Origin of the sequence: Paenibacillus sp. NEAU-GSW1 (genome assembly GCF_009737085.1) — a bacterium.
GTDB lineage: Bacteria > Bacillota > Bacilli > Paenibacillales > Paenibacillaceae > Pristimantibacillus.
In genome coordinates this window covers 1-22,567 of record NZ_WOVL01000035.1, presented here as the reverse complement: position 1 = coordinate 22,567, position 22,567 = coordinate 1, and the positions used below count along the sequence as shown (strand labels likewise).

General features: G+C 48.5%; 23 protein-coding genes, 8 tRNA genes and 1 rRNA gene. 7 read left to right on the top strand and 25 right to left on the bottom strand.

Going from position 1 to position 22,567, the window contains the following annotated elements:
- Positions 1-10: 10 nt before the first annotated feature.
- The 6 genes from GOM71_RS21350 to efeO all read right to left on the bottom strand — a co-directional run bounded on the left by GOM71_RS21350 (position 11) and on the right by efeO (position 6,325).
- On the bottom strand, positions 11-1,423 hold the full coding sequence (locus GOM71_RS21350; RefSeq protein WP_216651798.1) for a glycoside hydrolase family 26 protein: 1,413 nt from the start codon (positions 1,421-1,423) through the stop codon (positions 11-13).
- A gap of 157 nt (positions 1,424-1,580) precedes the next feature.
- Complete coding sequence (locus GOM71_RS21345) at positions 1,581-1,781, bottom strand: hypothetical protein (RefSeq protein ID WP_156284759.1); 201 nt, start codon at positions 1,779-1,781, stop codon at positions 1,581-1,583.
- A 63-nt stretch (positions 1,782-1,844) separates the two neighbouring features.
- Positions 1,845-2,174, bottom strand: coding sequence for a LapA family protein (locus GOM71_RS21340; protein ID WP_156284757.1), 330 nt, complete (start codon positions 2,172-2,174; stop codon positions 1,845-1,847).
- 97 nt (positions 2,175-2,271) lie between these two features.
- Entirely contained in the window at positions 2,272-4,110 is a 1,839-nt protein-coding gene (locus tag GOM71_RS21335) for an FTR1 family iron permease (protein WP_156284755.1), read from the bottom strand.
- 45 nt (positions 4,111-4,155) lie between these two features.
- Positions 4,156-5,454: an iron uptake transporter deferrochelatase/peroxidase subunit gene (gene efeB, locus GOM71_RS21330; RefSeq protein ID WP_156284753.1), complete on the bottom strand. Its 1,299-nt coding sequence runs from the start codon at positions 5,452-5,454 to the stop codon at positions 4,156-4,158.
- Between the two features lie 4 nt (positions 5,455-5,458).
- The gene (efeO, locus tag GOM71_RS21325) at positions 5,459-6,325 is read right to left on the bottom strand and encodes an iron uptake system protein EfeO (RefSeq protein ID WP_156284751.1); all 867 of its coding nucleotides are present in this window, start codon (positions 6,323-6,325) and stop codon (positions 5,459-5,461) included.
- 200 nt (positions 6,326-6,525) lie between these two features.
- Between efeO and GOM71_RS21320 the strand changes: the two genes are divergently transcribed.
- The gene (locus tag GOM71_RS21320; protein WP_156284749.1) at positions 6,526-7,401 is read left to right on the top strand and encodes an SDR family oxidoreductase; all 876 of its coding nucleotides are present in this window, start codon (positions 6,526-6,528) and stop codon (positions 7,399-7,401) included.
- Positions 7,402-7,459: 58 nt separating this feature from the next.
- Here the strand turns inward: GOM71_RS21320 and GOM71_RS21315 are convergent, their stop codons facing one another.
- A complete protein-coding gene (locus GOM71_RS21315; protein WP_253944966.1) occupies positions 7,460-8,050 on the bottom strand; it encodes a hypothetical protein in 591 nt (196 codons plus the stop codon).
- Between the two features lie 297 nt (positions 8,051-8,347).
- Between GOM71_RS21315 and GOM71_RS21310 the strand changes: the two genes are divergently transcribed.
- From GOM71_RS21310 to GOM71_RS21300, 3 genes are all read left to right on the top strand, one after another.
- The gene (locus tag GOM71_RS21310; protein ID WP_156284747.1) at positions 8,348-9,109 is read left to right on the top strand and encodes a class I SAM-dependent methyltransferase; all 762 of its coding nucleotides are present in this window, start codon (positions 8,348-8,350) and stop codon (positions 9,107-9,109) included.
- A 12-nt stretch (positions 9,110-9,121) separates the two neighbouring features.
- A complete protein-coding gene (locus GOM71_RS21305; RefSeq protein ID WP_156284745.1) occupies positions 9,122-10,060 on the top strand; it encodes a hypothetical protein in 939 nt (312 codons plus the stop codon).
- A gap of 120 nt (positions 10,061-10,180) precedes the next feature.
- Positions 10,181-10,417, top strand: coding sequence for an NHLP leader peptide family RiPP precursor (locus GOM71_RS21300; RefSeq protein ID WP_156284743.1), 237 nt, complete (start codon positions 10,181-10,183; stop codon positions 10,415-10,417).
- A gap of 33 nt (positions 10,418-10,450) precedes the next feature.
- On the opposite strand, the gene GOM71_RS21295 is transcribed toward GOM71_RS21300, so the two are convergent.
- From GOM71_RS21295 to GOM71_RS21285, 3 genes are all read right to left on the bottom strand, one after another.
- Positions 10,451-12,313: a sensor histidine kinase gene (locus GOM71_RS21295; protein ID WP_216651797.1), complete on the bottom strand. Its 1,863-nt coding sequence runs from the start codon at positions 12,311-12,313 to the stop codon at positions 10,451-10,453.
- Positions 12,314-12,611: 298 nt separating this feature from the next.
- A complete protein-coding gene (locus tag GOM71_RS21290) occupies positions 12,612-13,343 on the bottom strand; it encodes a metallophosphoesterase family protein (protein ID WP_156284739.1) in 732 nt (243 codons plus the stop codon).
- A 69-nt stretch (positions 13,344-13,412) separates the two neighbouring features.
- Positions 13,413-14,240 carry a sugar phosphate isomerase/epimerase family protein gene (locus tag GOM71_RS21285; RefSeq protein ID WP_156284737.1) on the bottom strand — a complete coding sequence of 276 codons (828 nt, stop codon included), beginning with the start codon at positions 14,238-14,240 and terminating at the stop codon, positions 13,413-13,415.
- Positions 14,241-14,462: 222 nt separating this feature from the next.
- Here GOM71_RS21285 and GOM71_RS21280 point away from each other — a divergent pair, with 222 nt between their 5' ends.
- Entirely contained in the window at positions 14,463-14,939 is a 477-nt protein-coding gene (locus tag GOM71_RS21280; protein WP_173275886.1) for a DL-endopeptidase inhibitor IseA family protein, read from the top strand.
- A 46-nt stretch (positions 14,940-14,985) separates the two neighbouring features.
- Here GOM71_RS21280 and GOM71_RS21275 read toward each other — a convergent pair whose 3' ends face one another.
- Positions 14,986-15,264 carry a YqkE family protein gene (locus GOM71_RS21275; protein ID WP_367649739.1) on the bottom strand — a complete coding sequence of 93 codons (279 nt, stop codon included), beginning with the start codon at positions 15,262-15,264 and terminating at the stop codon, positions 14,986-14,988.
- Between the two features lie 37 nt (positions 15,265-15,301).
- On the opposite strand from GOM71_RS21275, the gene GOM71_RS21270 reads away from it, so the two are divergent.
- Positions 15,302-15,970 (top strand): tetratricopeptide repeat protein, encoded by a 669-nt coding sequence (locus tag GOM71_RS21270; protein ID WP_156284731.1) that lies wholly within the window; start codon positions 15,302-15,304, stop codon positions 15,968-15,970.
- 7 nt (positions 15,971-15,977) lie between these two features.
- Here GOM71_RS21270 and GOM71_RS21265 read toward each other — a convergent pair whose 3' ends face one another.
- The 4 genes from GOM71_RS21265 to GOM71_RS21250 all read right to left on the bottom strand — a co-directional run bounded on the left by GOM71_RS21265 (position 15,978) and on the right by GOM71_RS21250 (position 19,757).
- The gene (locus GOM71_RS21265) at positions 15,978-16,241 is read right to left on the bottom strand and encodes a hypothetical protein (RefSeq protein ID WP_156284729.1); all 264 of its coding nucleotides are present in this window, start codon (positions 16,239-16,241) and stop codon (positions 15,978-15,980) included.
- Positions 16,242-16,311: 70 nt separating this feature from the next.
- On the bottom strand, positions 16,312-16,713 hold the full coding sequence (locus tag GOM71_RS21260; protein ID WP_156284727.1) for a hypothetical protein: 402 nt from the start codon (positions 16,711-16,713) through the stop codon (positions 16,312-16,314).
- 33 nt (positions 16,714-16,746) lie between these two features.
- The gene (locus tag GOM71_RS21255) at positions 16,747-18,378 is read right to left on the bottom strand and encodes a glycosyl hydrolase (protein WP_156284725.1); all 1,632 of its coding nucleotides are present in this window, start codon (positions 18,376-18,378) and stop codon (positions 16,747-16,749) included.
- A gap of 143 nt (positions 18,379-18,521) precedes the next feature.
- Positions 18,522-19,757, bottom strand: coding sequence for an aminopeptidase (locus GOM71_RS21250; RefSeq protein WP_156284723.1), 1,236 nt, complete (start codon positions 19,755-19,757; stop codon positions 18,522-18,524).
- A gap of 171 nt (positions 19,758-19,928) precedes the next feature.
- Here GOM71_RS21250 and GOM71_RS21245 point away from each other — a divergent pair, with 171 nt between their 5' ends.
- Positions 19,929-20,414, top strand: coding sequence for an SEC-C metal-binding domain-containing protein (locus tag GOM71_RS21245; protein WP_216651796.1), 486 nt, complete (start codon positions 19,929-19,931; stop codon positions 20,412-20,414).
- A gap of 94 nt (positions 20,415-20,508) precedes the next feature.
- Here GOM71_RS21245 and GOM71_RS21240 read toward each other — a convergent pair whose 3' ends face one another.
- The 10 genes from GOM71_RS21240 to GOM71_RS21195 all read right to left on the bottom strand — a co-directional run.
- A complete protein-coding gene (locus GOM71_RS21240) occupies positions 20,509-21,501 on the bottom strand; it encodes a Gfo/Idh/MocA family protein (RefSeq protein ID WP_156284719.1) in 993 nt (330 codons plus the stop codon).
- Between the two features lie 121 nt (positions 21,502-21,622).
- Positions 21,623-21,699 (bottom strand) — tRNA-Pro (locus tag GOM71_RS21235).
- Between the two features lie 13 nt (positions 21,700-21,712).
- Positions 21,713-21,789, bottom strand: a tRNA-Arg gene (locus tag GOM71_RS21230).
- An 8-nt stretch (positions 21,790-21,797) separates the two neighbouring features.
- A tRNA-Gly gene (locus GOM71_RS21225) sits at positions 21,798-21,872 on the bottom strand.
- 3 nt (positions 21,873-21,875) lie between these two features.
- A tRNA-Leu gene (locus tag GOM71_RS21220) sits at positions 21,876-21,962 on the bottom strand.
- A 21-nt stretch (positions 21,963-21,983) separates the two neighbouring features.
- Positions 21,984-22,059: transfer RNA gene (locus GOM71_RS21215), tRNA-Thr, on the bottom strand.
- A gap of 14 nt (positions 22,060-22,073) precedes the next feature.
- Positions 22,074-22,150: transfer RNA gene (locus tag GOM71_RS21210), tRNA-Asp, on the bottom strand.
- Between the two features lie 12 nt (positions 22,151-22,162).
- Positions 22,163-22,238 (bottom strand) — tRNA-Val (locus GOM71_RS21205).
- A 74-nt stretch (positions 22,239-22,312) separates the two neighbouring features.
- A tRNA-Glu gene (locus tag GOM71_RS21200) sits at positions 22,313-22,387 on the bottom strand.
- A 56-nt stretch (positions 22,388-22,443) separates the two neighbouring features.
- Positions 22,444-22,567: ribosomal RNA gene (locus GOM71_RS21195) — 23S ribosomal RNA — on the bottom strand; the annotation flags it as partial.

Genomic DNA, 22,567 nt, shown 5'->3' with positions numbered 1-22,567 from the left:
ATGGACTAATTCATTCTCGAATATTTATGTTAGTTCCGTTCACTTTTACCTGAAAGCCCAGCTTTTCAGCTATTTCAATCAACGGAAGCGCGTTCAAATCCCTGTAAATTGGAACTGTGCCGTCGATTTTATATCCGCTCCATATTTTATGCCGAATCGGCTCGGACTGTGCGGTTAGCAGCTTATCCGCTTCAGACAGCCATCTTGTCAAATAGACCGGCCCCTCCGGGCTCAAAGGCCAATACATCTCAGTCTTCAGCATCCGCGTGAAAAAAGCCTCGTCGACGTACAATACGCCATTTTGTAGAAAAATAGCACCTCGATATGTAAAACGCTCGCTGACCGTTCTTTCCCCATCCTCAGCCGGCAGCTGCAATCGGCTCAAATAGTACGGATCGGACGTTGCTTTACGGTATGTTTGAAGCAGTTTCGGCTCGTTAGTGATCGAATAATCGTTTACCCGCCGAGCTTGATTATATTCAATCAAATTATTGACGTCGAAATAAAAGACCGCCTTAACGCGCGGATAGTAATGAGGCAGCAGCGAATACAGACGCTTAATATTATCCGCCGCATAATTTATATCTTCTGTGCGGTCCACCGAAGTATAATGGGTCGCCCCGTATTCGGACAATTGAATCGGCTTCGCGCGGCTAAATCGATTGTATACGTAATCAATCAGCTTTAGCGGATCTTCAAAATCCGACGCCTGCATCGCATCGCCATTGTGGTATTTGACATTATAAACGTTAACGCCGACCCAATCCACGTACCGGTCGCCGGGATAAAAGCTTTCGATCGGCTTCTCCGGCACGTTCAATACCGTCCATACCATCGCCACCTGCGGCGCTTCCTTCTCAAAAATATCATGAACCATCCGCCATACTTGGATATATTGTTCCGGATTGCCGCTATATGCTGTCCACATCCCGTTCATTTCCGACGCAAAGCGCAAAAAAATCGGCACGCCCGACTGATCGGCCGCTCTTGCAAAGCCGCGTAAATAGTCATTGTCCGTTACTTCCGCCAGACCGCCGTTCGGTTCCCAAGCGATATGCGGAAACGCGCCCTCGGCCTTTACTTGCTCTACCCATTCTGCAGGAAACGGTTCGCCATATCCGACATATTTGAAAAAGCTCGCATGCCGTTTGCCTGTCCTGCGGTTAAATTCGCTCATACTGCAGCCGATCTTGCGATCCTGCAGCACATATGCGCCAAGATAAGCGCCATTCACCGGCTCCAGCTTGGCTAGCCTATAATTATATCCGCTTGAAGTGACGTGCACCGTCCACGGCAGGGCTTGCAGATCCGTGTGGGAAGATAATGCCGGTACGATTCGGGAAGAACGATCCTGCGCCGCGACAGCTAATATAACGATCGCAGCCATGAAGCAAAGCTGCTTAATTGTTTTCGAGTCAGGCATCGTAGGCATCAGCATGGATAGCGCCTTCCTCTCCTTACCGCTTTATGGTACAAGGATAGGCATTCAACATTGGAATATACCCTTAAATGAATATAAAAAAGACCTTCGCTCCAAGCCGAAAGGCTGGGAGGAAGGTCTTGATTGCGCTGAAAACGGATTAGACGCCCATTTTTTTACGCTGATTGTTTACTTTTTTGGTGTTTTGGCTTTTCATTTCTTGCATACTGGTCGATTGATGCTTCTTGCCGAGCGCATTTGCGCCTTGCTTCTTCTGAGCAAGCAATTGCTTGGCTCTTTCCGCTTGCGAGAGCGGTTTTTTCGCCTCAACAGCTTCATTGTTTGTTTCATTAGCGGACATACGATCACCTCGCTTTTATTCACTTTCTAGCATATCAAGCAAAACGTCAAACGGCAAGACTGATTACTCGCCCTCGTTTGCTTTTTCAAAGACTGGTTCGGCATTTGCGCCAGCCGCTTTCTCGGAGTATTCAGGCTGTTGTCCCGCTGTCAGCTCTGCAATGCGTTTCTCCAACGAACGAACGCTGCGCTGCAGCTTGAATTGGCGAATGCCCCCAAACAGCCCGACGGTCAGCCCGCCTAACAGAGTTGAGGCGAGAATAACGAGAATGAGCGGAATATTCGTCTTTGTAAATAAAAAATTGACTTGCACCGAGTCCACGTTGATGACCGCGAACAATGCGATGACGAACGCGAACGCCAGTGCGGCGATCAGCAAGCTTTGGCCTTTCATTCGGGCACCCCGCTTTCAATTCATGCTTATGTATCATTTTACCACAGATGATACATAAAAAAAGATGTCCGCGCCTTGCTCTCGGACATCCTGCATTTTATTCGGTTGCCGCATTCCCGATCTTCGCCTTTTTACCCAGCTGTACCCATGCGATTCTTGCAATAATGACTGCCAGAACGGCAAGCTGCGGAATCGCCGTTTCCCAAGTCGGATACGCGCCAAGAAAGCTGATCGTCGGCAGTCCGGAAGATGAATGCGCCGGCAGCCACGAAGCGACTTGAAGCGAATGTATGCTTTCCCCGAGGAAGCGAACGACGAGGTAATAGATAAGCGCTGATGCAATAAGGAAGAACGGCCTGATCGGAAGCTTGGCGCTGTATCGGATAATGGCAAAACCGAGCGCCAACAACAGAACAAACGTAACGGCAATACCGAGAATCATATCGCCAGCAGCGATGGAGGAGGCCATGCCAACATAAAATATGGTCGTCTCCGCGCCCTCGCGCAATATTGCAAGCCCGGAAACGATGAACAGCGACCAAAGGCTGCCTTTCGCAAGGGCATTGCCCATTTTGCCGTCGATATAGCTGTTCCAAGCCCGCATATTGGATTTATTATGCAGCCAATTGCCTACTGTCAGCATAAGCAGGACAGATACAAGGCCGGTAATCCCTTCCATCGCCTCGCGCGCGCTGCCTGCTGCTGCCTGGGCAATGACGGTCGTCAGCAGAACAGCGGCAAGGACGCTAAGTCCAAGGCCGGTCCAGACGCCTGACCAAACCCATACGCTTTTGGCTTGATTGCCCGTTCGTTTCAAGTAGGCCAGCAGCGCCGCCAGAACGAGAATCGCTTCAAGCCCTTCGCGAAGCAAAATCATGCCCGCATCCCATGCCGTATACTTCGCGTCGGCTACGAGCGGCTGAAGCAGTCCGCGCATCGATTCGATGACCGCTTCCGCTTTATCCGGCGCTGGCGGGTCCGCCAGCACATATTTCGACACATCGGTCATTTTAATTTCAATCTTGCTGTACGTATCTGCGGAACGAAGCTGCACTTGCCCCTCAACGGAGGGCCATGCCGCAATAAACGATTGCATTTGCCCGTCTGCTTCATTGTAATGGCCGGCGGCAATGTCGGCTGAAGCTTTATCTAAAATAACGATAAGATCGGCAATCGTCATATCGCTTGATTCGGGCTCCGCCGCTTGAACGATTTTGCCGTCCTTGTAATCTGTGATCAATGCGATAAAAGCTTTCGTTTGCTCCGCCGCCTGCTCGGCTCGCGGCGGCTCAGCCTGCAACGCGATACGGATCATGCTCATCGCGGTTTCAAGCTTGCCGTATACAGCAAAGTTTTCGCTTCGGATCGAAGCTTCAATCGGCGGCCAGCCGTCATTGATTGTTTTATAAACTGCGCTTGCCTTGCTCCAGTCGCCCGCTTCAATGTGCGCGAGCAGCTGCTCCGCGTTCGGCAGCAAGCTTGCAGCAGCTTCCTTGCCCGACAGCTCAGCCTTCTCCGCCGCTGTCTCGCTCTTCACAAAGCTATTGATCGCTTTCGTCAAAGCGGTAAGAGCCGCTTTCGCTTCGCCAGGCTCCTTCTCCACATTGGCAAGCGTTTTTACGGCATGCGCAAAAGAAGAGTCCACGTCCGCTGCCAAGCTGGACGGCTTCTTATCCAGTTCCTTCCACAACGCATTGGCGTCATTCACATGCTTTGCCGCGCTTTCCCAATCGCTCTGCCCGGCAGCAGCAAGCGCCCCGCCGACCGTTGGCAGCAACTGGTCAAGCTCTGCTTTCTCGTTCTGCGCTGACGAAGCCGCCGCCGCTGGAACTTGCGACAAGCCAGCTGAAAGCATACTAATTACGAGCATCAGCAGCAGAAGCAGACCGGCCAATCTACGCCATTGTCCATTATCGAATGCTGTTTCTCTTCGCATCGCAATGGCAGCCCCTCTCTAAATAAAAGTACAATAATGAGGCCATTAAGCCTGGAACAACGTTTCGCCGATGTATCCGCCTTGCTTCACGCCTGGGAAGCAAGCAAACATTGCGCTGCCGGTATGAACGATATATTCGTTCAGCGTATCGCTCTTGCCCAGCTTCGTTTGCATCGGAATGAATTGCTTGCGAGGATCGCGATTGAATCCGACAAACATAAGTCCGGCGTCCAATTGACCGGTCCGTTTGTCCATGCCGCTCGAATACGAGTAGCCTCTGCGCAATATTTCAATCGAACCGTCGCCGCGCGCTAGCGCAACATGCGAGTTGACTGGAATTAGAGGCTTGCCGTCTTCGCCAAGCTTCGCCAGATCGACCTTGTCGAACTCGTTTTTACTGCCTAGCGGCGCTCCGCTGTCGCGGTGGCGTCCGAACGTCGCTTCTTGATCGCCAAGCGTCGAACGGTCCCACACTTCAACGCGGATCCGAATGCGGCGCGCGACCATATACGTGCCGCCTGCCATCCAAGGGGCGCCGTCTTCAGCTTGCGCCCACAAGATTTTATTCATCTTAACCGAATCTTTCACATCCGGATTAGCCGTCCCATCTTTAAAACCCATCAAATTGCGCGGCGTGGAGCCTGCCGGGTCCGCTTTCGCCGTCCGTTGAAAGCCTTCCTGCGTCCAACGCAATACCGCCTTGCCCCGAGCGATGCGGGCGAGGCTGCGGAGCGCGTGGAACGCGACCTGCATATCGTCGGCATTGACCTGTACGCCGATATCGCCGCCAGTCCATTCCTCCTGCAGCTCGTCGCCGCCGAAAGCTGGAAGATCGACAAGCGCCTCAGGCCGCTTCGAAGCAAATCCAAAACGGGAATCGAAGAAGGAAGCGCCTACGCCGAACGTAATCGTCGTCCTTGAAGGAGATAAGCCTGCGGCTTCTCCTGTGTCAGAAGGAGGCAAGTTTTCGTTATCATTGCTTTCGCCGAGCATCTGCCCTTTTGCCAACGCGGCTGCCGCTGTCGTCCAAGCTTGAAACAGCTTGCGCACATCTTCTTTGTCCGTTACCGTCAGATCGAATGCCGCAAAAAGCAGAAAGTCAGGAGCAGGCGTAACAATTCCCGCTTGATGCTCGCCGTAGAAATCGATAATTGTGCTGGCATCTGCACTCGCCGCAGCAGGCTTGGCTGCTTTGCCGCCGAACGCGCCCATAAGGCCGCTAACGCCAGCGGCGCCAAGCAATAGCCCGGCGCCCCCCGCTCCAGTCAGCCGCAGCATATCTCTGCGGCTCATCGGTTTTTCCAGCACATTATCTTCCGTTAGCCGGTTATTGTTATCTGTCATCGGATTACGCCCCCAGGATGGTGCCCATTTGCGACAACGGCTCAGCGAGCGCGTCCAGCAATTGGCTTAGCTTCTTCGTGTCTTCTTCTTTAAGCTCCAGGTAAGAGACGTAGCCGTCGGCATTTTTGTACGAACCGAGCGCGTCCTCCAGGCTGCTGAAGCTTTTGCCGATTTCGCCTTCCAGTTCAGCATTATGTTTTTTCAACTCTGGCTGAAGCAGCTCATATATTTTCTTTGCGCCTTCCACGTTAGCTGCGAAATCGTAAAGATCGGTGTGCGAGTAGCGTTCTTCCTCGCCTGTCACTTTCGATGAAGATACTTCATTGAGCAATTCAACGGCACCTGTTACAAGCAGGCTCGGTTCTACTTCAACTGTCTCCATCAAAGCGCGAAGCAGCTTGACGTCTTGAAGCAGCGTATCGGCATAGCCCTCCATGCCATCCGTAGTGTTCTTCTCCCACAGCGCTTGCTCGATGCGGTGGAAGCCTCTCCAATCCTTCTCTTCGACGTCATTCTCGCGCGCGTCGATATTCGGATCGAAATCGCCGAGCGCTTCGGCAATCGGCTCGATCCGCTCGAAGTACATGCGTGTCGGCGCATAGAGCTTCTTGGCGCCTTCTACGTCGCCTGTTTTTACCGCTGTTACGAATTTTTCCGTTTCAATGACGAATGAGTCCGCTTGTTCAATTGCAAATTGACGGTATTGCTCTGTAATTGCATCCCAGTCTTCAACCTTGGCAGCGGAATTGCCGCTGTTGTCTGCCGAAGCAGCCGGCTGAGCGTCCGCCGCTTTATTGTCCGTATTATTCGATCCGCAGCCCGTAAATACGAGCGCACTAGCGAGTACCAATGCTGTCAGTTTCAATTTCATCTCTGCATCCCCTTAAATAATCTTTGCTCTGTCTCGATCTGTTTGTTTTAGCACTAAATTAAAGTATAAATTCAAATGATAATCATTGTCAATTAGAAAAATAACTCTATTGAAATGTATCTGACGAATTTAGGTATGAAGCTCGGGCAGATGCAACAAAATAGAACATCATCGTAAACTTGGAAGGAGCAGCATTCGTCATGACTTCATCGTCCAACAATCAAAAAACGCCGCAGTTCCCGCCTCAGCATCAAAATCAGCAGCCGGGAATCGAAGCACAGATGAATCCGTTGCCGGTCTATAAATCAGAGAACTATAAAGCAGGGGGCAAGCTCGCAGGAAAAACGGCGATTATTACCGGAGGAGACAGCGGCATCGGCCGAGCTGTCGCCATCGCTTATGCTATGGAAGGCTGCGACGTTGCGGTGCTCTACTTGAATGAACACGAGGACGCAAAGCTGGTTAAAAACGAAATCGAGCAAACCGGGAAACGATGCTTATTGCTTCCGGGTAATATCGGCGATGAAACGTTTTGCCGAGAGGCCGTCGAGAAAACGGTGCTCGAATTCGGCAAGCTCGATATCGTTGTTAACAATGCCGCCGAGCAGCATGTGCAGCAAAGGCTTGAGGATATTACAGAGAAACAGCTGGAGGCGACCTTCCGAACAAACGTATACGCGATGTTTTTCCTGGCGAAGGCGGCGCTCCCTCATTTAAAGCAAGGCGCAGCAATTATTAATACAACATCGGTTACCGCTTATCGCGGCAATCCGACGCTGATCGATTATTCGGCGACGAAAGGAGCGATCGTCGCGTTCACCCGGGCGCTTTCCGCCAATCTTGCTGAGCAAGGCATTCGCGTTAACGGCGTAGCTCCAGGTCCGGTCTGGACACCGCTTATTCCAGCCAGCTTTGATGCGCAGTCCGTGTCGACCTTCGGCTCCGATACGCCAATGAAACGAGCCGGTCAGCCTTACGAATTGGCTGGCGCATACGTCTATTTAGCTTCCGACGACGCCAGCTTCGTAAGCGGACAAGTCATGCATGTGAACGGCGGCGAGGTCGTTAATGGGTAAACATAAAAAGAAACGCACGGGAGCGATCGCTCTCATGCGTTTCTTTTTTAACTGGATGCTAGCCCGTTAACGCCGTTCGGCCTTTGTCGACTGACGCTAATGCGCAAGGGTTGCCGCGGTTCGCACTCATATACGATTGCACCGTTCCTTGATAGATTAGCTCAAGCATCGGCGTATTCTCAAGATCGCCTGGACGTACCATTAATGGCGATTTATTTACCAAGTGAACGCCGCTTTCGGCAAATACAGACGCTACAAATTGCGAGCAGAAGTAAGCGTACTCACGCTTCATCTGAATATTAAAGAGCAATCCGACAACACCGAGCAAATTATAACGGTATTGATCGCGATTTCGATCCATATAACCAATTAAGTCGCGCATTTTCTCATAGGAAGCCTCATTAACTCGAACCCGATACAATGCGCATGCCGCCTGCTCGAAAAGCTCTCCCCGCAAATTTTCCTTCACGAAACCGCCAAAAAACGGATTATGCGGATTTTTCCGCCCGAAACTGTAAACCTCATTCAAATCACGGTCAAACGCAATGGAAGCGTGGTTTAGAGGATCTCTCGTAAATAGCTTGATCGTTTTAGTAAAAAGTGTCCCTGTATCGGTTAATAGTACGTATACGTCCAATTCGCTTGTCATGCCTTACTACCTCCACATTAAAGAACTTTCATTCCCTTTGATACAACTTTAATGCAGGAGCGCCGGTTTCATAACCTGCTCGGGTATTAACACTGGACTCGACCATAGTCTAGTTTTTACAGAGGTTGTTTTATGGGCGATCTTATAGTCCATTTTAATGGAATTTGACTGCTTTCTCAACCAAAACTTAGAAAAGGAGAAAGTTGTTAACGAGTGTTCTCTCTACTATTCTATTTCATAGCGAACGCTCTTGTGCTATATTGAAGCTTGAAAATTATAGCAGAATAGGGGTTCGCTATGACTGCCAAAATGACCGCTGTTTTCGACGAAATGCTCCAGTTGACGACTGAACTTTTTTTCGAGCAAGAACTGAAGCTGTTTTTCCGCTTTCCGGAGTGGGAGCAGCCGCCTGCTAATGTTATTGATGTCGGCTGCGGCAACGGCGCTTATTTGTCCCGACTCCATCAGGTTTATCCTGAATTGCCGATGACGGGCCTTGAAATCGAGAACTCAATCTTTGAATTCGCCAAAGCGAAGTGCAACGAAGGACTCGAATTCCATTTATCCAGCTATGAGAAAAGCTCATTTAAGACGCAAAGCGTAGCCGCGATCGTAGCAAGGCTCGTTATGCCGCATATCAACGATCGTTTGCATTTTGCCGAATGGGCTAATGCGCAAACAGCCGCCGGTTCGCGATTAATCGTGCTGGACGTTGACAGCGACGAGCTGCAATGGAACGAACGATTACCGCTTTTTTCGCAATTATATGTACAATCCCGTCAATCTATTCTGCGAAAAAGCTGGCTGACCTTCCCGAGCATCCTGCGGGTGGAAATGGAAAAAGGCGGCTTCCGCCACTTGCGCACCGTTCCTTATCGGCTTGCCGCCGATACATATGCAACGAAACTAAAGCTGTACCGCTATATGCAATGCGCAGCGGAACTATATAAAGGCGCGCCCCCTTCAGCCGAGCTTGAAGAGGAGCTGTCCGCTTGGCTGCGCGACGAATCCGCCAGCCATGAGATTCATATGTTCGGCATCGAATTCGAGAAGCGATAAGGAGACCTCGCCATGGAATATTTCAAGCCGTTTGAAGAAGAGATGAAGCTAGTGTTTGATGAAGCCAAAGCACAAATTTCCGGGTTCCCGGAACCTCTCAATAAGCTTGGACTCCGTTATTTGAACAAATTCGACGTGTTCCAACAGGACAGCGCAAAAAATTACATTTGTTATCTGCTGCCATACTGGATTCGGGAAATCGCGCCAATCAACGAACAGCAAACTCGCAAGCTGGCGATCTCCGGCATATTCATTATGCTGCACTATTTCATACTAGACGATTGCATGGATTCCGAGGTTGCAGACGCTAAGCAAAAGCTCGCTATCGGCCATTTGTTTTATTCTATATCGCAAAGGCAGTTTATTGAGCTGTTCGATGCGGAATCCCCATTTTGGACCTATTTGCGGCAATACGAGGAACAATGGGCAGTATGCGTAACCTCCGAGAATGCAGCCGATTATTTTCAGACTGATCTCCTGAGAATAGCCGACAAAGCTGCTCCCATTATATCGCTCGCTACCGGAGCGCTCCTTCTGTCCGATCGAGAACATCTCGTTAAAGATGCCGAAATTTTGATTGCCAATGTGCTCGTCACGCTTCAAATGGCTGACGACTTGGCGGATTGGAAAGAAGACTTAGCGGATGGCAGCTATAATTGCTTACTGTCGCTGGTCAAATTGGAATACGGGATAACGGAAGGCTCTCCAACAGAGAAACAAGTGAATGACGCCATTTTTATAAGAAACATGATGAAAAAATATGCGGAAACGGCTGGACGTATCGCGACAATAGTAAAACTCTCTTCTGTGAAGAGTACCCATCTCATGCAGTTTAATCAATCAATATGCGATAACATCACCAATGTAGCTGCTAGCCTCGAACAAAACCGCAAACAACGCATGGCGGGAGGATTTCATTATTTCTTATCTAATAGCACTATCCGGAACTAAGACCTTCGACTTAAATACTTAGTACAAACGGAAGAGATTTGTCGAAATTTTTCTAGATTTAGCATAAAAATGATGATAAACTAGTAATGGAATCCCATTACATAGCATAGGGTGATGAACATGTCCACAGAGCAAATGTTAAAAGAACAAATTATTCAAAAAGCATGGGAAGATGAATCCTTCAAGAAGAGCCTTCTTGCAGATCCCAAATCCGCGCTTAAGGAAGCTTTCGACGTTGACATCCCTGATGAAATTGAAGTGATTGCCGTAGAGGAAACACCTTCCCGCTACTATCTTGTCATTCCACAACCGCCGGCCGAAGAAAAAGAAGCTCAGGTCATGGCAGAAATGTGGTAATTTACACGTTAGCGCCGAGCCAATCGCCCGGCGCTATTCTTTTGCACTAGGGAAATGAATGACCGCCTCTGTCCCTTTCCCTTTTATACTGTTATAGTGGATAATGCCTTGCATTCCTTCAATAATACGAAATGTAACCATCAAACCAAGTCCTGTGCCTTTTGACTTTTTGGAAAAATACGGTTCCCCTAACTTCTTCAACTCATCTTCCGTCATTCCCTCGCCATCATCACGAACTTTAATAATAATCTCTTCGTTGCTTTCATATGCCCATACCTCAATTTTTCCTTCGTCTCTCAAAGCCTCAATACTGTTTTTAATAATATTGATCAAACCCTGCTTAAATTTAGAAGATTGACCGCGCACGTACAGCTCTTCTGCTGCACTAAAAATAATTTTACCTCCCTGCAGATTGGCAAGCGGAATGAGAATACCAACGATCTGCTCGAGCTCCTGACTAATATTCATCAAGCCTGCGTTTTCCGTTTGCGGCTTGGCAAAGGTTAAAAAGTCAGTGATGATTTCCGATGCGCGGTCCAATTCTTCTATAGAAAGCGTAATGTAGCTTCTTTCTTTATTCTCTATTGATTTTTCATGCAGCAATTGCAAAAAGCCCCGAGTCACTTGCAACGGATTGCGAACTTCATGCGCAATGGATGCGGCCAATTGGCTTATGATCTCCATTTTCTCCGAACGTTGCAGTTCTACATTGTACATTTCCAGCTTTTTAGAGTATAAGAGCAGCTGCTGATGGTTGTGGGCAATTCTTTTGGCGAAAATCATAATAAGTGAAAGCACAAAACAAACAATGCCCCACTTCCAAAGGAAAAGCTCATACTCTGTGTTCTGAGCGTAAAACCATATAATTTCCACAATGCTAAACAGCATGAGAACCCCTAATCCCAAGCTTAATAAATACGCTTCCTTGTTGCCCTTTAGACAATAATAAACCAACGTCCACAGCAAAATACTAGCGCTAGCGAGCAGCACGAAACCGTAAAAAGTAACCGAATAAAGGAAGTATAGCTCGTTTATCCTGTCATTAGACAGCAGATTAATGATCATAAATAAAACAGAGCTAAGCGAGAATATAACCAGAAATTTGGACGCTTTCCGGATCAATCCATAAGGACCGGCGCCGAGAACGCGATCGATAAAAACAAATATTGCGGGCATCATAATCGATTGGGCTACATCGAATAATTTATAGTACAGTCTGCCGTAATTACCGTAAAAGCTATAAAGAAAAGGAGAGTACGTAACGATCATGACTCCAACAGATAGAATGATGAGGCTAAGCGCAATCCAGCTTACGAAAAAATCTCGGCTAACAAACCCTGAGCATGCCAAAATACAGATAGCGATAAAAATGAATGCGCCTCCGATAATAATATCGATCAACTCATGCTGCATATACGTTTTGAGCAATCGCTGATATTCATCCAGTATGATCGCTTCCGGGATGCCTATTCGCCCGTCTTTGCTTTCAAGCTTCATATACAAAGTTTGATAAGAGGAATCCGTATTTAAGGGCAGGAAGATTTTATTTACATCGTATCGATAGTTTCTAGATGAATGATAGCTTTCCCGTCCATCGAAATATATCGTTACCTTTTGCGCATACGCCTTGTTAATGAGAATGCCAGGACTGTTGAGCTTAAACTCCGGGATTTTGAATTTAACCCACATCGTCGAAGCGTTTTTAGGCTTCGTTTCCTCGGCGCTCTTTGCTGACAGCCATTTTAGCGTATCTTCCTCATGAGGTGAAACAGCCTGCGACGCGTCCCAGCTCACTTCCCAGTCTTGAATGATGGTTTCAGCGGCAGGATGCGAACTTGCCAATATCGGTGATGCGATAGTGAAAAATTGGATAGCAAATAAAACAATGATCATCATGGCAGATCGCTTGACTGTATCGCGCATTTCACCACACCTCAAAGCTTCTATCGAAATTCCATTGGATCGAAAAGTCCGCTTCACCAAATGTTATTCCAATTATAACATAATCGCTAATCCTAGGCAGAAAAAACTATAATCTCAATCGAAATTTGTAATAATTTTATAGATCTCGTCGATTTTTCACAATAGACTTATATGTCGAAAGACCTATATGTATATTTTGGAGAGTAATAGTCTTCAGAATATATTTCGAATAAAAAAGGACGAAGCTCCTCCGAAGCTTCGTCCCCCTCTATTATTTGATCAATGGCACCTTATACGTACGTAAGGAATCGGCACCGCGAATTTCCAACGCGTTCAACTGCAAGCCGACCGAGCAGCCGCCGTCAATTCCGATTTTGCCTTTCCCGAACCAAATATCAGCCTTGCCATGCAAATCAATCGTTTTCGTATGCCCGAATATGACCTTCTTGTCCGTAAACGGCTCAGAACTGTGAAACGGCTCCTTCATATACAAAAAATCGCGTTTCGGCTGCTTCTTCCAATCGGCGTAACGCGGATTTAAGCCTGCATGCACGTAGATGAAGTCCTCATCCTCATAGTAATAAGGCAACTGTTCGAGAAAATCGATATGGTCCATATACTTTTCCTTGATCGTTTCCTGGAGCACTTCAAACCGTTTGGAATCAGGCGCTGAGGCGCCTTTCTCTAGCTGGCTCCCTGTGTAGCTGCTGAACGTCTCATACCCACCGTGCTTGAAAAACTTCTCTTCCGCTTCCTTGCTTCTTCCCAGCACGACATCGACCAGTCGCTCGTCGTGATTGCCCTGTATAGCGATAGCGCCGTCGTTCCGTACAAGGCTCATCGTCTGTTCAACGACTTGCCTGCTATCCGGCCCCTTATCGACAAAATCGCCAAGCAATAGCAGCTTGTCTTTGGCTGGGTCATATGCAGTCAGCTCCAGCAGTTGATTAAACGCATCGTAGCAGCCATGAATGTCGCTAATGACAAGCGTTCTCTCTTTCATGCCATCCCCTTCCTTCCTATTTGTTATAGATTCCACGGGAAGGGATGTTTTTCCTTCATGTTCACGCATTTATCGACTATTCGCCCGAATTTCTTCAATATAACGTTTAGAATGCGCCATCTGATGCTCTTTTGCTTCTTCCATAATAATATGAACGCCCGGCTTGTACGAATTAAGCAGCTTCATATAAAGCGGATAGTTCATTTCCCCGAATCCAGCCGGAACAGTAATTATTTCGCCGTTCTCATCGAATTTCCGGTCCTTGGCATGAGCGGCTACAATACGGCTGCCAAGCAGTTTGAACGCTTCTTCAATAATCTCGTCTTGACGGTCGAAATTGTCCTTCTTCAGCAAATTGCCCGGATCAATCACGACGCCAATTTGCGAAGAAGGCACCTCCTCGAGAAGACGGCTCAAGTCGCGGGCTGTACCGACCAAGTGATCGTTAGCGGCTTCGATCCCAACGATGACGCCCCATTTTTCAGCTTCCTCCACCAGCTCTTGCACTGTCTCCTTAAGTACCTTCCAATCGCGGTCCGGCTGGTCGCCGTCGGCCGGACGCCCCGTCTCAAACGCAACCATAGGCGCACCGAGAAAACGGGCATGACGAATCAGTTCTTTAAACCGCTCAATATTTTCACGCAGCAGCGTTCGATCTCTTTCGAAAAAATGCAAATAACAGCCCAGTACCGAAATCGATACGCCTTGCTTGTTTAACTCTTCCGCGATCGACATTGCCAGACCCGGGCTCAGCTTGCCCGGCTTATTGAAATCGACATCGTTAATGGCTTTCCATATCGCAAGCTGAATATGAGTAAAGCCGGCCCCGCTCACTTTCGCTGCAAGCTCCCGATAAGACAAACTGCCGAATAAATGCGCAAGTACCCCAACTGTCATATATAATCAACCTTCTTTCGCTAAGATCAGCTATCCCGACTATTGAATCTATTATACTCCGAGCAGCGCTCCCGCTTCCTCCCATTCTTTAAAAAGAACGGATTTTTAAACAATATTGCCGGTTTTCTATCATCCTCGTGTATCCCTCCCTTGTCCAGAACCATTCTAAAAGCGCTACATATGATGGTAATAGTAGCAATTGTAGAAAGGAGAATGCCGCATATGGCCGTCATGAAAGAGACCCCGCTGCCTCGACTTCGCACTTTAATCAATAATGCCGAGCTTTCTTGGTTTAAGGTTTACGATTCCTCCTATGGACGAAAAGTGATTAAAATAAAAGGCGACGAATACGCCCAACTGCCCGATCGTTTCAGCACAAAAGCCAAGGTGCTCGCTTATTTCAAGCAATACTGGAACAGCAGCATCAGCCAGAGGTTGTTTTGCAACTTGCAATCAATCGTCTATAAAGGCAGGCTTTATGTCATCGTCGGCGATCCCGGCCCTGTGCCGATTGTCGTCGTATCGTTGCTCGTCAAGAACGAATCGAGCAGCCATCTGCTTGTCCGAACATCGCTTTCGGGTGATCCTGACCGCAATCACATCGTCTATTATCGGATCCAAAAACAAAGCAACGGCAAGCTCGTTATTACGAACCGGGCAACCGATTATACCGATTATCGCTTTACCGCATGCAAGTAAATGCAAAAAAAGAAATCCCGAAAGCCGGCGCTTTCGGGATTTCTTTTTATTTGTATTTGCCTGAGTCGGTCTTATAGTGATCGAGCAAATACGCCATATCGTTCTCCAGCCGCTTTTGCTCCTTCTTGCGCTCAGCTTCGGCTTTCTCCAATGCTTCTTGCTTGTGCTTTGCTTCAGCTGCCTTCATCTCGTCAGCCTGCTGCTTTAGCTTATGGAGCACATCTGCGCTCAGCATATCCTTAAGCGTCGGCCCCTGCTCCTCGCGCGTCGAATCCTTGTGCGCGGCAGGAGGCGCTGATTTTCTTTTTTTAGACAATGAACTCACCTCTGCTTGCAATACTTATCCTTTATTATAGCATGAAATGCAAGTCATTTTTTCGTCGATTGTCCGCAGAACCGCGTTCGGCTTAAAAGGACTTCTGTCGGCGGATACAGAACAAATCGGAAACATGCTTCGCCGTGTATTGGAACTAGAGGGCTGGGGCGAATCGCTGATCAATCTCTATATCATTCAGTCGCTTGCCGAGGGCTATTATGAATGGGACAGGCGAGACGAATGCCGTTCGCTCCTCTTCCTTGTCGACCATGCGGCAATTACCCATACCACGCCCATAGCGCGTATATGCCTGGCGGAAGGGCATATTTCTGCAGCACGCGCAGAAGCTGCTAAGCTGGGTATAACCATCCAGGATCGGCCGACCTTTGATCGCTATTACGAATATATGACACTAGTTCGTTTGCTTTATGCGATGCGCAAAGATAGCGAGGCGCTTCGCCTGCTTGAACTAATGCAACCGCAAGCCATGCGGGAAAACTGTCTCTCCAGTCAAATGGAGATTCTTGTCCTGCAAGCTTGCCTCATGTACCGATACAACAATCGCGCGTTAGCGATGCGCCGCCTGAGGCGTCTCCTCCCGGACGAAGGCGCTTGCCGCCCTGCAGACGATGCAGCAGCCGCCGGAGCAGGCATGATGAGAGCAAATCACAAAGAGAGCGCCAAACCGATCAACGGCTTGCGCTCTCTTTGTTAATCTTTGTTTAGTAACTATTTATGGATAGTGCCGAACCTAATATGATAACGAACAGAACAACATAAATAACGATGCCGATAAGCGCCCAGATGAGAGCGGCTTTAGCGTAATTCGCCTTGGAAGGATTGGTATTGCCTCCAAACGCCCATACGAAAAGCATAATGATGTTTACGATCGGTATAGCAAGCAGTAAAATCGTGATGAGCCAATCCTTTACGCTAATGACTGGCGCAACTTGCTGCTGCCCTTGACCTGCGTTCTCAGCACTCATTATTTATTCACGTCTCCCCCCGCTTGTTAAAAGCCATTATTATGTTACATATGCGGGGGGCAATTTATGACTATTTTTGTTCCGGTTGATGATCAGAATGATACTCGATGCGAGCAGACTCCGGCTTTTCGACCTGTCCTTTATCTTCTTCCACCGTGCTGCTCTCCGATAAAAACTGAATTTCTTTCAAATTGTGCTGGATTTCATCTTGAAGCCTTGTAATGGTCTGAATCATCGGCTCCAGCTCCGCATTCGGAATGTCCGCGTCCTTATTCGCTTGCCGGATCGTAAACACCAGCACGCCAATCTGCTGATACTGCCTTTCAATTTCGTTCAGCTTCGAGTTGTTTTGCATTTTCAAGCGATTGATTTCGACGAGCGTCTTTGCCTTGTGGCCGGCCTCAACGACGCCTGCCTTCACTTTGTCTCCAGCTTCGGCGACTGTCGCCTTCACCTTATCCAAAAATCCCATCGCGTAGCCTCCTGTCAAACACTTATACTTTTCTTAGGTTTTAAACGTATACGGCTTACGGGACGCTTCTCTGCCCTTCGAGTCAAATACGACAATTTCGAGCTTGTGGCTGCCGGCCTTCAGTTTGCTTGGATCGATTGTAAATGCATACGGGTATTGCTGCCTGGACAATACAACAACGCCGTCTACTTTAACAACAACTTTGCTAATGTACGGATCATACGTCTTCACCCAGGCAATCCCCGTTACGTTGCTGCTGATCGTCCCTTTATCAGCAAATTTCGCAACGTTTTTGTTGTAGCCTGAATTTCCGTCCGATTGTCCTGTTTGTACAACCTCCGACAAATAGTAAGAATCCTTTATAAGATTGCTGTATGCTTTCAAAACCGTTTCATTCTCAGTCAGGCTAAAATTGTTCAAGCTCCGCTCCGCGCTATGCGAATCCGTCAACGTATTCAAGCTGAACCAGTTGATCGATTTCAGACGCGGATATTTGAGCTTAGCCCCGTGATAGAGCATGTTCATTTTTGTAATCGCAAAATTAATCGTCGACGTGTTGCCCGCTTTGCTGTAATGCGTCGCGCCGTATTCGCTGATCATGATCGGCTTGCGGGATGCATACGTTTGGTATACATAATCGAGAGAATCGAGCGGATTGACTTGATCCGCCGGCGTGTTGACGTTGCCGTTGAAAAACTTAACGCTGTACACGCTAAGACCTACCCAATCCACCCACTCGTCACCCGGATAGTAAGCGGCAATTTTTTGCTTCGGATTTGCTGCCGGCGACCATACCATAGCGACGTTTGGCGCTTCTTCTTTCATCACTTTCGAGATTAGGCGGAATTTCTCGATATATAGCGACGGATTGCCGTGCCATTTCACCCAACTGCCGTTCATTTCCGATGCAAAGCGCAGAAAAATAGGAACGCCTGCCGCTTTCGCTTCTTTGGCAAAATCGCGCAAATATTTATCGTCCTTGACGGCACTTAATCCCGTATCGGGCTGCAGCGCAAGCTGAATCGCTCCGCCGGCTTTTTTCACCTGCTCCGCCCAATGATAAGGAAACGGGCTGCCGTATTTGTGATAGTTAAAGTAAACAGCGTGCTGCTTGCCGGTTAACTTATTGAAAGCTTGGAATTTGCCGTCGCCCTTGCCCTCGACGCCGCTGTCTTTATCCACATAAGCGCCGATATACATGCCGCTAGCCGGCTCGAATTTCGCCAGCTTAACAGAAGGCGGTGCGGCTGCTTTGCCATCCTTCTCCAAGTAAAGCTCAATATTTGTATTCAAAGCGTCGGCCATAGCAAGCACCGCATAATAAGTATTGAGATCGCCGGATTTTTCACCGATCTTCTTATGTATTTTCGCTTCGCGATAATAAGTGTCAGCTGCCTTCTGATATTGATGATCCAGCTCATAGGCTTCAGCCAGCTTGCGCAAATAGCCTGCTTGCTCCGATTGCGCGACTGCAAGCTCAAACTCGCGAATGGCAAGCTTAACTTTCCCTTGCTTCAAGTAGTTGACACCATTCGTATAGTGCTTCCAATGATGAATGGTATCCGCCGCTGCGCTCACCGGCTTCGCAAAAGGCTGTACTGCTGCAAAGAGCAGAGATAATGCCAGAAGAAAGCGCAAGGATAGTGTGATGTGCTTGTGTGTCATTCTTAGATTTCCCCCTCAATTCGGTTGATAAAACGTGCTAGCCACAACATTTTACCATGATTTAGGCGGCGAAGTGTCGATTTTTGCAATAAAAACCGGACAGTTCGTGAAAACTGCCCGGTTTTTTGTCGAAATGATATTTTTTATATCGCCCAATTGCCGTTACGGAAAATCGGTACGACAGTCCCTTCAGACGTGATGCCGTCGATATCCATTTCCCCAGAGCCGATCATGAAATCAACATGGGTGATGCTCGCGTTAACGCCGCTCTGTTCAAGCTCTTCGGCCGACATCGTTTTGCCGCCTTCAATATTGAACGCATAGCCGCTGCCAATCGCCAAATGATTGGAGGCATTCTCATCGAACAAGGTGTTGTAGAACAAAATATTAGATTGCGAGATCGGGGAATGATGCGGAACGAGCGCCACTTCACCCAAATAGTGCGAGCCTTCGTCCGTTTCGACCAATTGCTGCAATATCTCTTGCCCTTCCTCCGCCTCTGCCTTTACGATACGCCCATTTTCGAACGTCAGCTTAAACCGATCGATAATGTTGCCGCCGTAGCTTAATGGCTTCGTGCTTGAAACATAGCCGTTAACGCCGGTTTTTAATGGCACCGTAAATACTTCTTCGGTAGGCATATTCGCCATGAAAGACACATTGTTGGCATTAATGCTGCCCGCGCCAACCCAAATATGATTCGGATGGAGCTCGATCGTCATATCCGTTCCCGGCGCTGTATAATGCAGCTTGCTGAATTTGCGATTGTTCAGCTCCGCGCTCTTCTCATGGAGTGAGCGGTCGTGCTCAACCCACGCAGCAACCGGATCTTCAGCATGAAGACGAACCGAGTCAAAAATCGCCTTCCATAGCAATTCAACTGCTTCCTCGCTGCTTGCATCCGGAAATACTTTCTCCGCCCACTGTCTGCCCGCTGCTGCGACTACGGTCCAGCTAACCAGATCCGACTGCATCGCTTGGCGGAAACTTTTCAGTCCTTGTCCTGCTGCCTTCTGGAAGCTCGAAATCCGTTTCGAGTCGATCCCCTTTAATAGATCGGGACTTGAAGAAATAATCGAAATAAACACCGCACCTCGGTCTACAAACGAATCGCGTTTTGCCGTCTCCCAATCCGGATAACGGGCAAATACATCCTCAGCCGCTTTTTCATACTTCAAACGAGACAAGGCATCATCTGTCCACTCAATATGTACATTGCTTGCCCCGGCTTCATACGCTTTGGCGGCGACATACCGGATGAGCGTTGCAGATTCGACTGCACCCGTTACGAAAACCTCTTGTCCTTGCTGTACGTTTGCGCCGGTTCGAATAATGAGCTCTGCATATTTTTGCAGATTGGCTTCAAAAGTTTGCGTCATTATACATTTCTCCTAACCGTTTGGTCTATGTTAATTTACGTTCTATCGTTCACAGTCATTCCCATTCCAGCTTAATCCAATCAATTCCCAAATCGAGTCCGATTTATGGTATGATGGATGAATGTGTTTATTGCAATCCGATTACATTTCGAAGGAGCTTTGAAAATTATTATGTCTAAAATAGGTAGAAATGAGCCGTGCCACTGCGGCAGCGGCAACAAATATAAGAAATGCTGCATGGCAAAAGATGAGCAAACCGCCCGCGAAAATCGTCAACAGGCAGCGCCGGCTACTCGAATGCGTTCCGTAGAACAAGGCGACTTGACTTCGTTCATTACAGGCCAATTGAATTGGAACAACTCGGTCTATGCCGATCTTGCTCTCGAATTGGCGAAGCAATTGAAAGACGGCTTTACACCTGACCAGACGGCAATGACGATTATGGTATGGCATACCTATGCCAATGCTACAAACCCGACCTATCGCAAAGCAGGCGTATTCCTTGCCGCTCTTGAATATATGGCATGTGAAGTAAATGGCATCGAGAAGAGTCAAACCGAGCTCGCTGAGAAATACGATGTTTCCGCGGCTACCGTATCCAAGCGATTCCAAGAAATTTCCGCATTTCTGCTCGAACAAGCTGCTCAGCCTGCATAAAAGCAGGCCTTCGAGCAAACAGACGGCATTGCATCAGTAAGCGAAATGGAGCTCCGCTCAAAGCTTGTGATGCAGCCGTCTTTTTTGTTGCCTATTATTTTGCATCAGCCGGGAAAACAAGCCCAATTTGACGGCGCGCTTCATCCATAATTTCCATAACAGCCATCGAGTTAGCGAAGGAGTTTACAGGCGATTCCAGCACTCCTCTGCGAACCATATCGGCGAACGCTTGAATCTCGTAGACCATTGTATTGCTCGCTTGCGGTCTGCTGAGATCTTCCTCTTCTCGCCCGTCCCGATACTGAATGCGCACGCTTGCCGGTTGACTGATGCGTTCAATGATCATGTTTCCGTCCTCGCCTTGAATTTCAGCAGGCAGATTAGAACCGGATATTTTCGAGTGAAGCAGCGTCGCTTCCATATCCCCATAGCTTAATACAAGACTTCCTTTGCCATCCACTCCCGATTCCAGCATGACTGCGCTCGCTTGAACGCGATCCGGCTTGCCGAACAGTACGACGAGCGGATAAATACAGTAGGTGCCGATATCCATTAATGAACCGTTGGAAAGTTCCGGCAAGAAAGCGTTCATCACTTCCCCTTGCTTGTACGCATCGTAACGGGAAGAGTACTGGCAGAACGATGCAAAATAGTTGCGCACCTTGCCAAGCTTATGAAGGTTTTGCTGAATCGCTTCAAAGTTCGGCACAAGCGTCGACTTCATCGCTTCCATAAGCAGCACGCCGTTGCTTTTAGCCGCTTCAATCATGCTGGAAAGTTCTTTGGCATTGGATGCGATCGGCTTCTCGCATAATACATGCTTGCCTGCATTCATAAATGTAATCGCATATTCGGCGTGAAGCGAGTTCGGGCTTGCAATGTAGATTGCATCTATAAGGTTGCTCTTAGCCATCTCTTGAAGATCGGTGAACGTATTGGCGATCCCATGCTTGTCCGCATACTGCTTCGCTTTCTCTGCCGAACGCGAAAAGATTGCTGTTACCTCAACCTGCTCTGCATTGCGTGCAGCATCAACAAAAGATTCGGTAATGAAATTGGAGCCGATAATTCCGAAGCGTACTGTCATAGTGAAACCTCACATTCTTCTTTATGTCGTTTCTACATTCTAACATAGGAACGCTCTGACCAAAAACAAAAAAAGCTTGCGCTGCGTACGAATACGCAATTGCAAGCTTCGATTGATTAACTGGTCGGGATGACACGATTTGAACATGCGACCCCCTGGTCCCAAACCAGGTGCTCTACCAAGCTGAGCTACATCCCGTTTTTTGTAAAGATGGCGCGGCCTAAGAGATTCGAACTCCTGACCTTTTGATTCGTAGTCAAACGCTCTATCCAGCTGAGCTAAGGCCGCAAAAAATATGGAGCGGAAGACGGGAATCGAACCCGCGACCCTCGCCTTGGCAAGGCGATGCTCTACCGCTGAGCCACTTCCGCATATGGTGCGGTCGAGAGGACTCGAACCTCCACGGCTGTTACACCACTAGAACCTGAATCTAGCGCGTCTGCCAATTCCGCCACGACCGCATGCATATTTGTTTGTAAAGATGGTGCCGGCGATAGGAGTCGAACCCACGACCTACTGATTACAAGTCAGTTGCTCTACCAACTGAGCTACACCGGCGTATTTGATTTAAATGGCGGAGCTGACGGGATTCGAACCCGCGGTCTCCTGCGTGACAGGCAGGCATGTTAGGCCTCTACACCACAGCTCCGCAGTATTTAAATGGTGGAGGCTGAGGGGATCGAACCCCCGACCCTCTGCTTGTAAGGCAGATGCTCTCCCAGCTGAGCTAAGCCTCCGGATTGACCTCGGGTTCCCCGAAAAGTAATCGGAATAACCTTCGAAGTGCTCCTTCACTTTTTGGGGTGAAGTTTGGTGACCCGTAGGGGATTCGAACCCCTGTTACCTCCGTGAAAGGGAGGTGTCTTAACCCCTTGACCAACGGGCCTTACTAGCGTTTGCACGCTTGAAAACTGGATGCGAAATGTTTGAACTCTTTAGCATTAGGATAAGCCCTCGACCGATTAGTACTGGTCAGCTCCACACATTGCTGTGCTTCCACCCCCAGCCTATCAACCTCGTCGTCTTCAAGGGGTCTTACGAATTGGGAAATCTCATCTTGAGGGGG

Coding starts and splice junctions, on each gene's coding strand:
- GOM71_RS21350 (WP_216651798.1), bottom strand. CDS start 1,423: ATGCCTGACTCGAAAACAATTAAGCAGCTTTGCTTCATGGCTGCGATC.
- GOM71_RS21345 (WP_156284759.1), bottom strand. CDS start 1,781: ATGTCCGCTAATGAAACAAACAATGAAGCTGTTGAGGCGAAAAAACCG.
- GOM71_RS21340 (WP_156284757.1), bottom strand. CDS start 2,174: ATGAAAGGCCAAAGCTTGCTGATCGCCGCACTGGCGTTCGCGTTCGTC.
- GOM71_RS21335 (WP_156284755.1), bottom strand. CDS start 4,110: ATGCGAAGAGAAACAGCATTCGATAATGGACAATGGCGTAGATTGGCC.
- efeB (WP_156284753.1), bottom strand. CDS start 5,454: ATGACAGATAACAATAACCGGCTAACGGAAGATAATGTGCTGGAAAAA.
- efeO (WP_156284751.1), bottom strand. CDS start 6,325: ATGAAATTGAAACTGACAGCATTGGTACTCGCTAGTGCGCTCGTATTT.
- GOM71_RS21320 (WP_156284749.1), top strand. CDS start 6,526: ATGACTTCATCGTCCAACAATCAAAAAACGCCGCAGTTCCCGCCTCAG.
- GOM71_RS21315 (WP_253944966.1), bottom strand. CDS start 8,050: ATGACAAGCGAATTGGACGTATACGTACTATTAACCGATACAGGGACA.
- GOM71_RS21310 (WP_156284747.1), top strand. CDS start 8,348: ATGACTGCCAAAATGACCGCTGTTTTCGACGAAATGCTCCAGTTGACG.
- GOM71_RS21305 (WP_156284745.1), top strand. CDS start 9,122: ATGGAATATTTCAAGCCGTTTGAAGAAGAGATGAAGCTAGTGTTTGAT.
- GOM71_RS21300 (WP_156284743.1), top strand. CDS start 10,181: ATGTCCACAGAGCAAATGTTAAAAGAACAAATTATTCAAAAAGCATGG.
- GOM71_RS21295 (WP_216651797.1), bottom strand. CDS start 12,313: ATGATGATCATTGTTTTATTTGCTATCCAATTTTTCACTATCGCATCA.
- GOM71_RS21290 (WP_156284739.1), bottom strand. CDS start 13,343: ATGAAAGAGAGAACGCTTGTCATTAGCGACATTCATGGCTGCTACGAT.
- GOM71_RS21285 (WP_156284737.1), bottom strand. CDS start 14,240: ATGACAGTTGGGGTACTTGCGCATTTATTCGGCAGTTTGTCTTATCGG.
- GOM71_RS21280 (WP_173275886.1), top strand. CDS start 14,463: ATGGCCGTCATGAAAGAGACCCCGCTGCCTCGACTTCGCACTTTAATC.
- GOM71_RS21270 (WP_156284731.1), top strand. CDS start 15,302: ATGCAAGTCATTTTTTCGTCGATTGTCCGCAGAACCGCGTTCGGCTTA.
- GOM71_RS21265 (WP_156284729.1), bottom strand. CDS start 16,241: ATGAGTGCTGAGAACGCAGGTCAAGGGCAGCAGCAAGTTGCGCCAGTC.
- GOM71_RS21260 (WP_156284727.1), bottom strand. CDS start 16,713: ATGGGATTTTTGGATAAGGTGAAGGCGACAGTCGCCGAAGCTGGAGAC.
- GOM71_RS21255 (WP_156284725.1), bottom strand. CDS start 18,378: ATGACACACAAGCACATCACACTATCCTTGCGCTTTCTTCTGGCATTA.
- GOM71_RS21250 (WP_156284723.1), bottom strand. CDS start 19,757: ATGACGCAAACTTTTGAAGCCAATCTGCAAAAATATGCAGAGCTCATT.
- GOM71_RS21245 (WP_216651796.1), top strand. CDS start 19,929: ATGTCTAAAATAGGTAGAAATGAGCCGTGCCACTGCGGCAGCGGCAAC.
- GOM71_RS21240 (WP_156284719.1), bottom strand. CDS start 21,501: ATGACAGTACGCTTCGGAATTATCGGCTCCAATTTCATTACCGAATCT.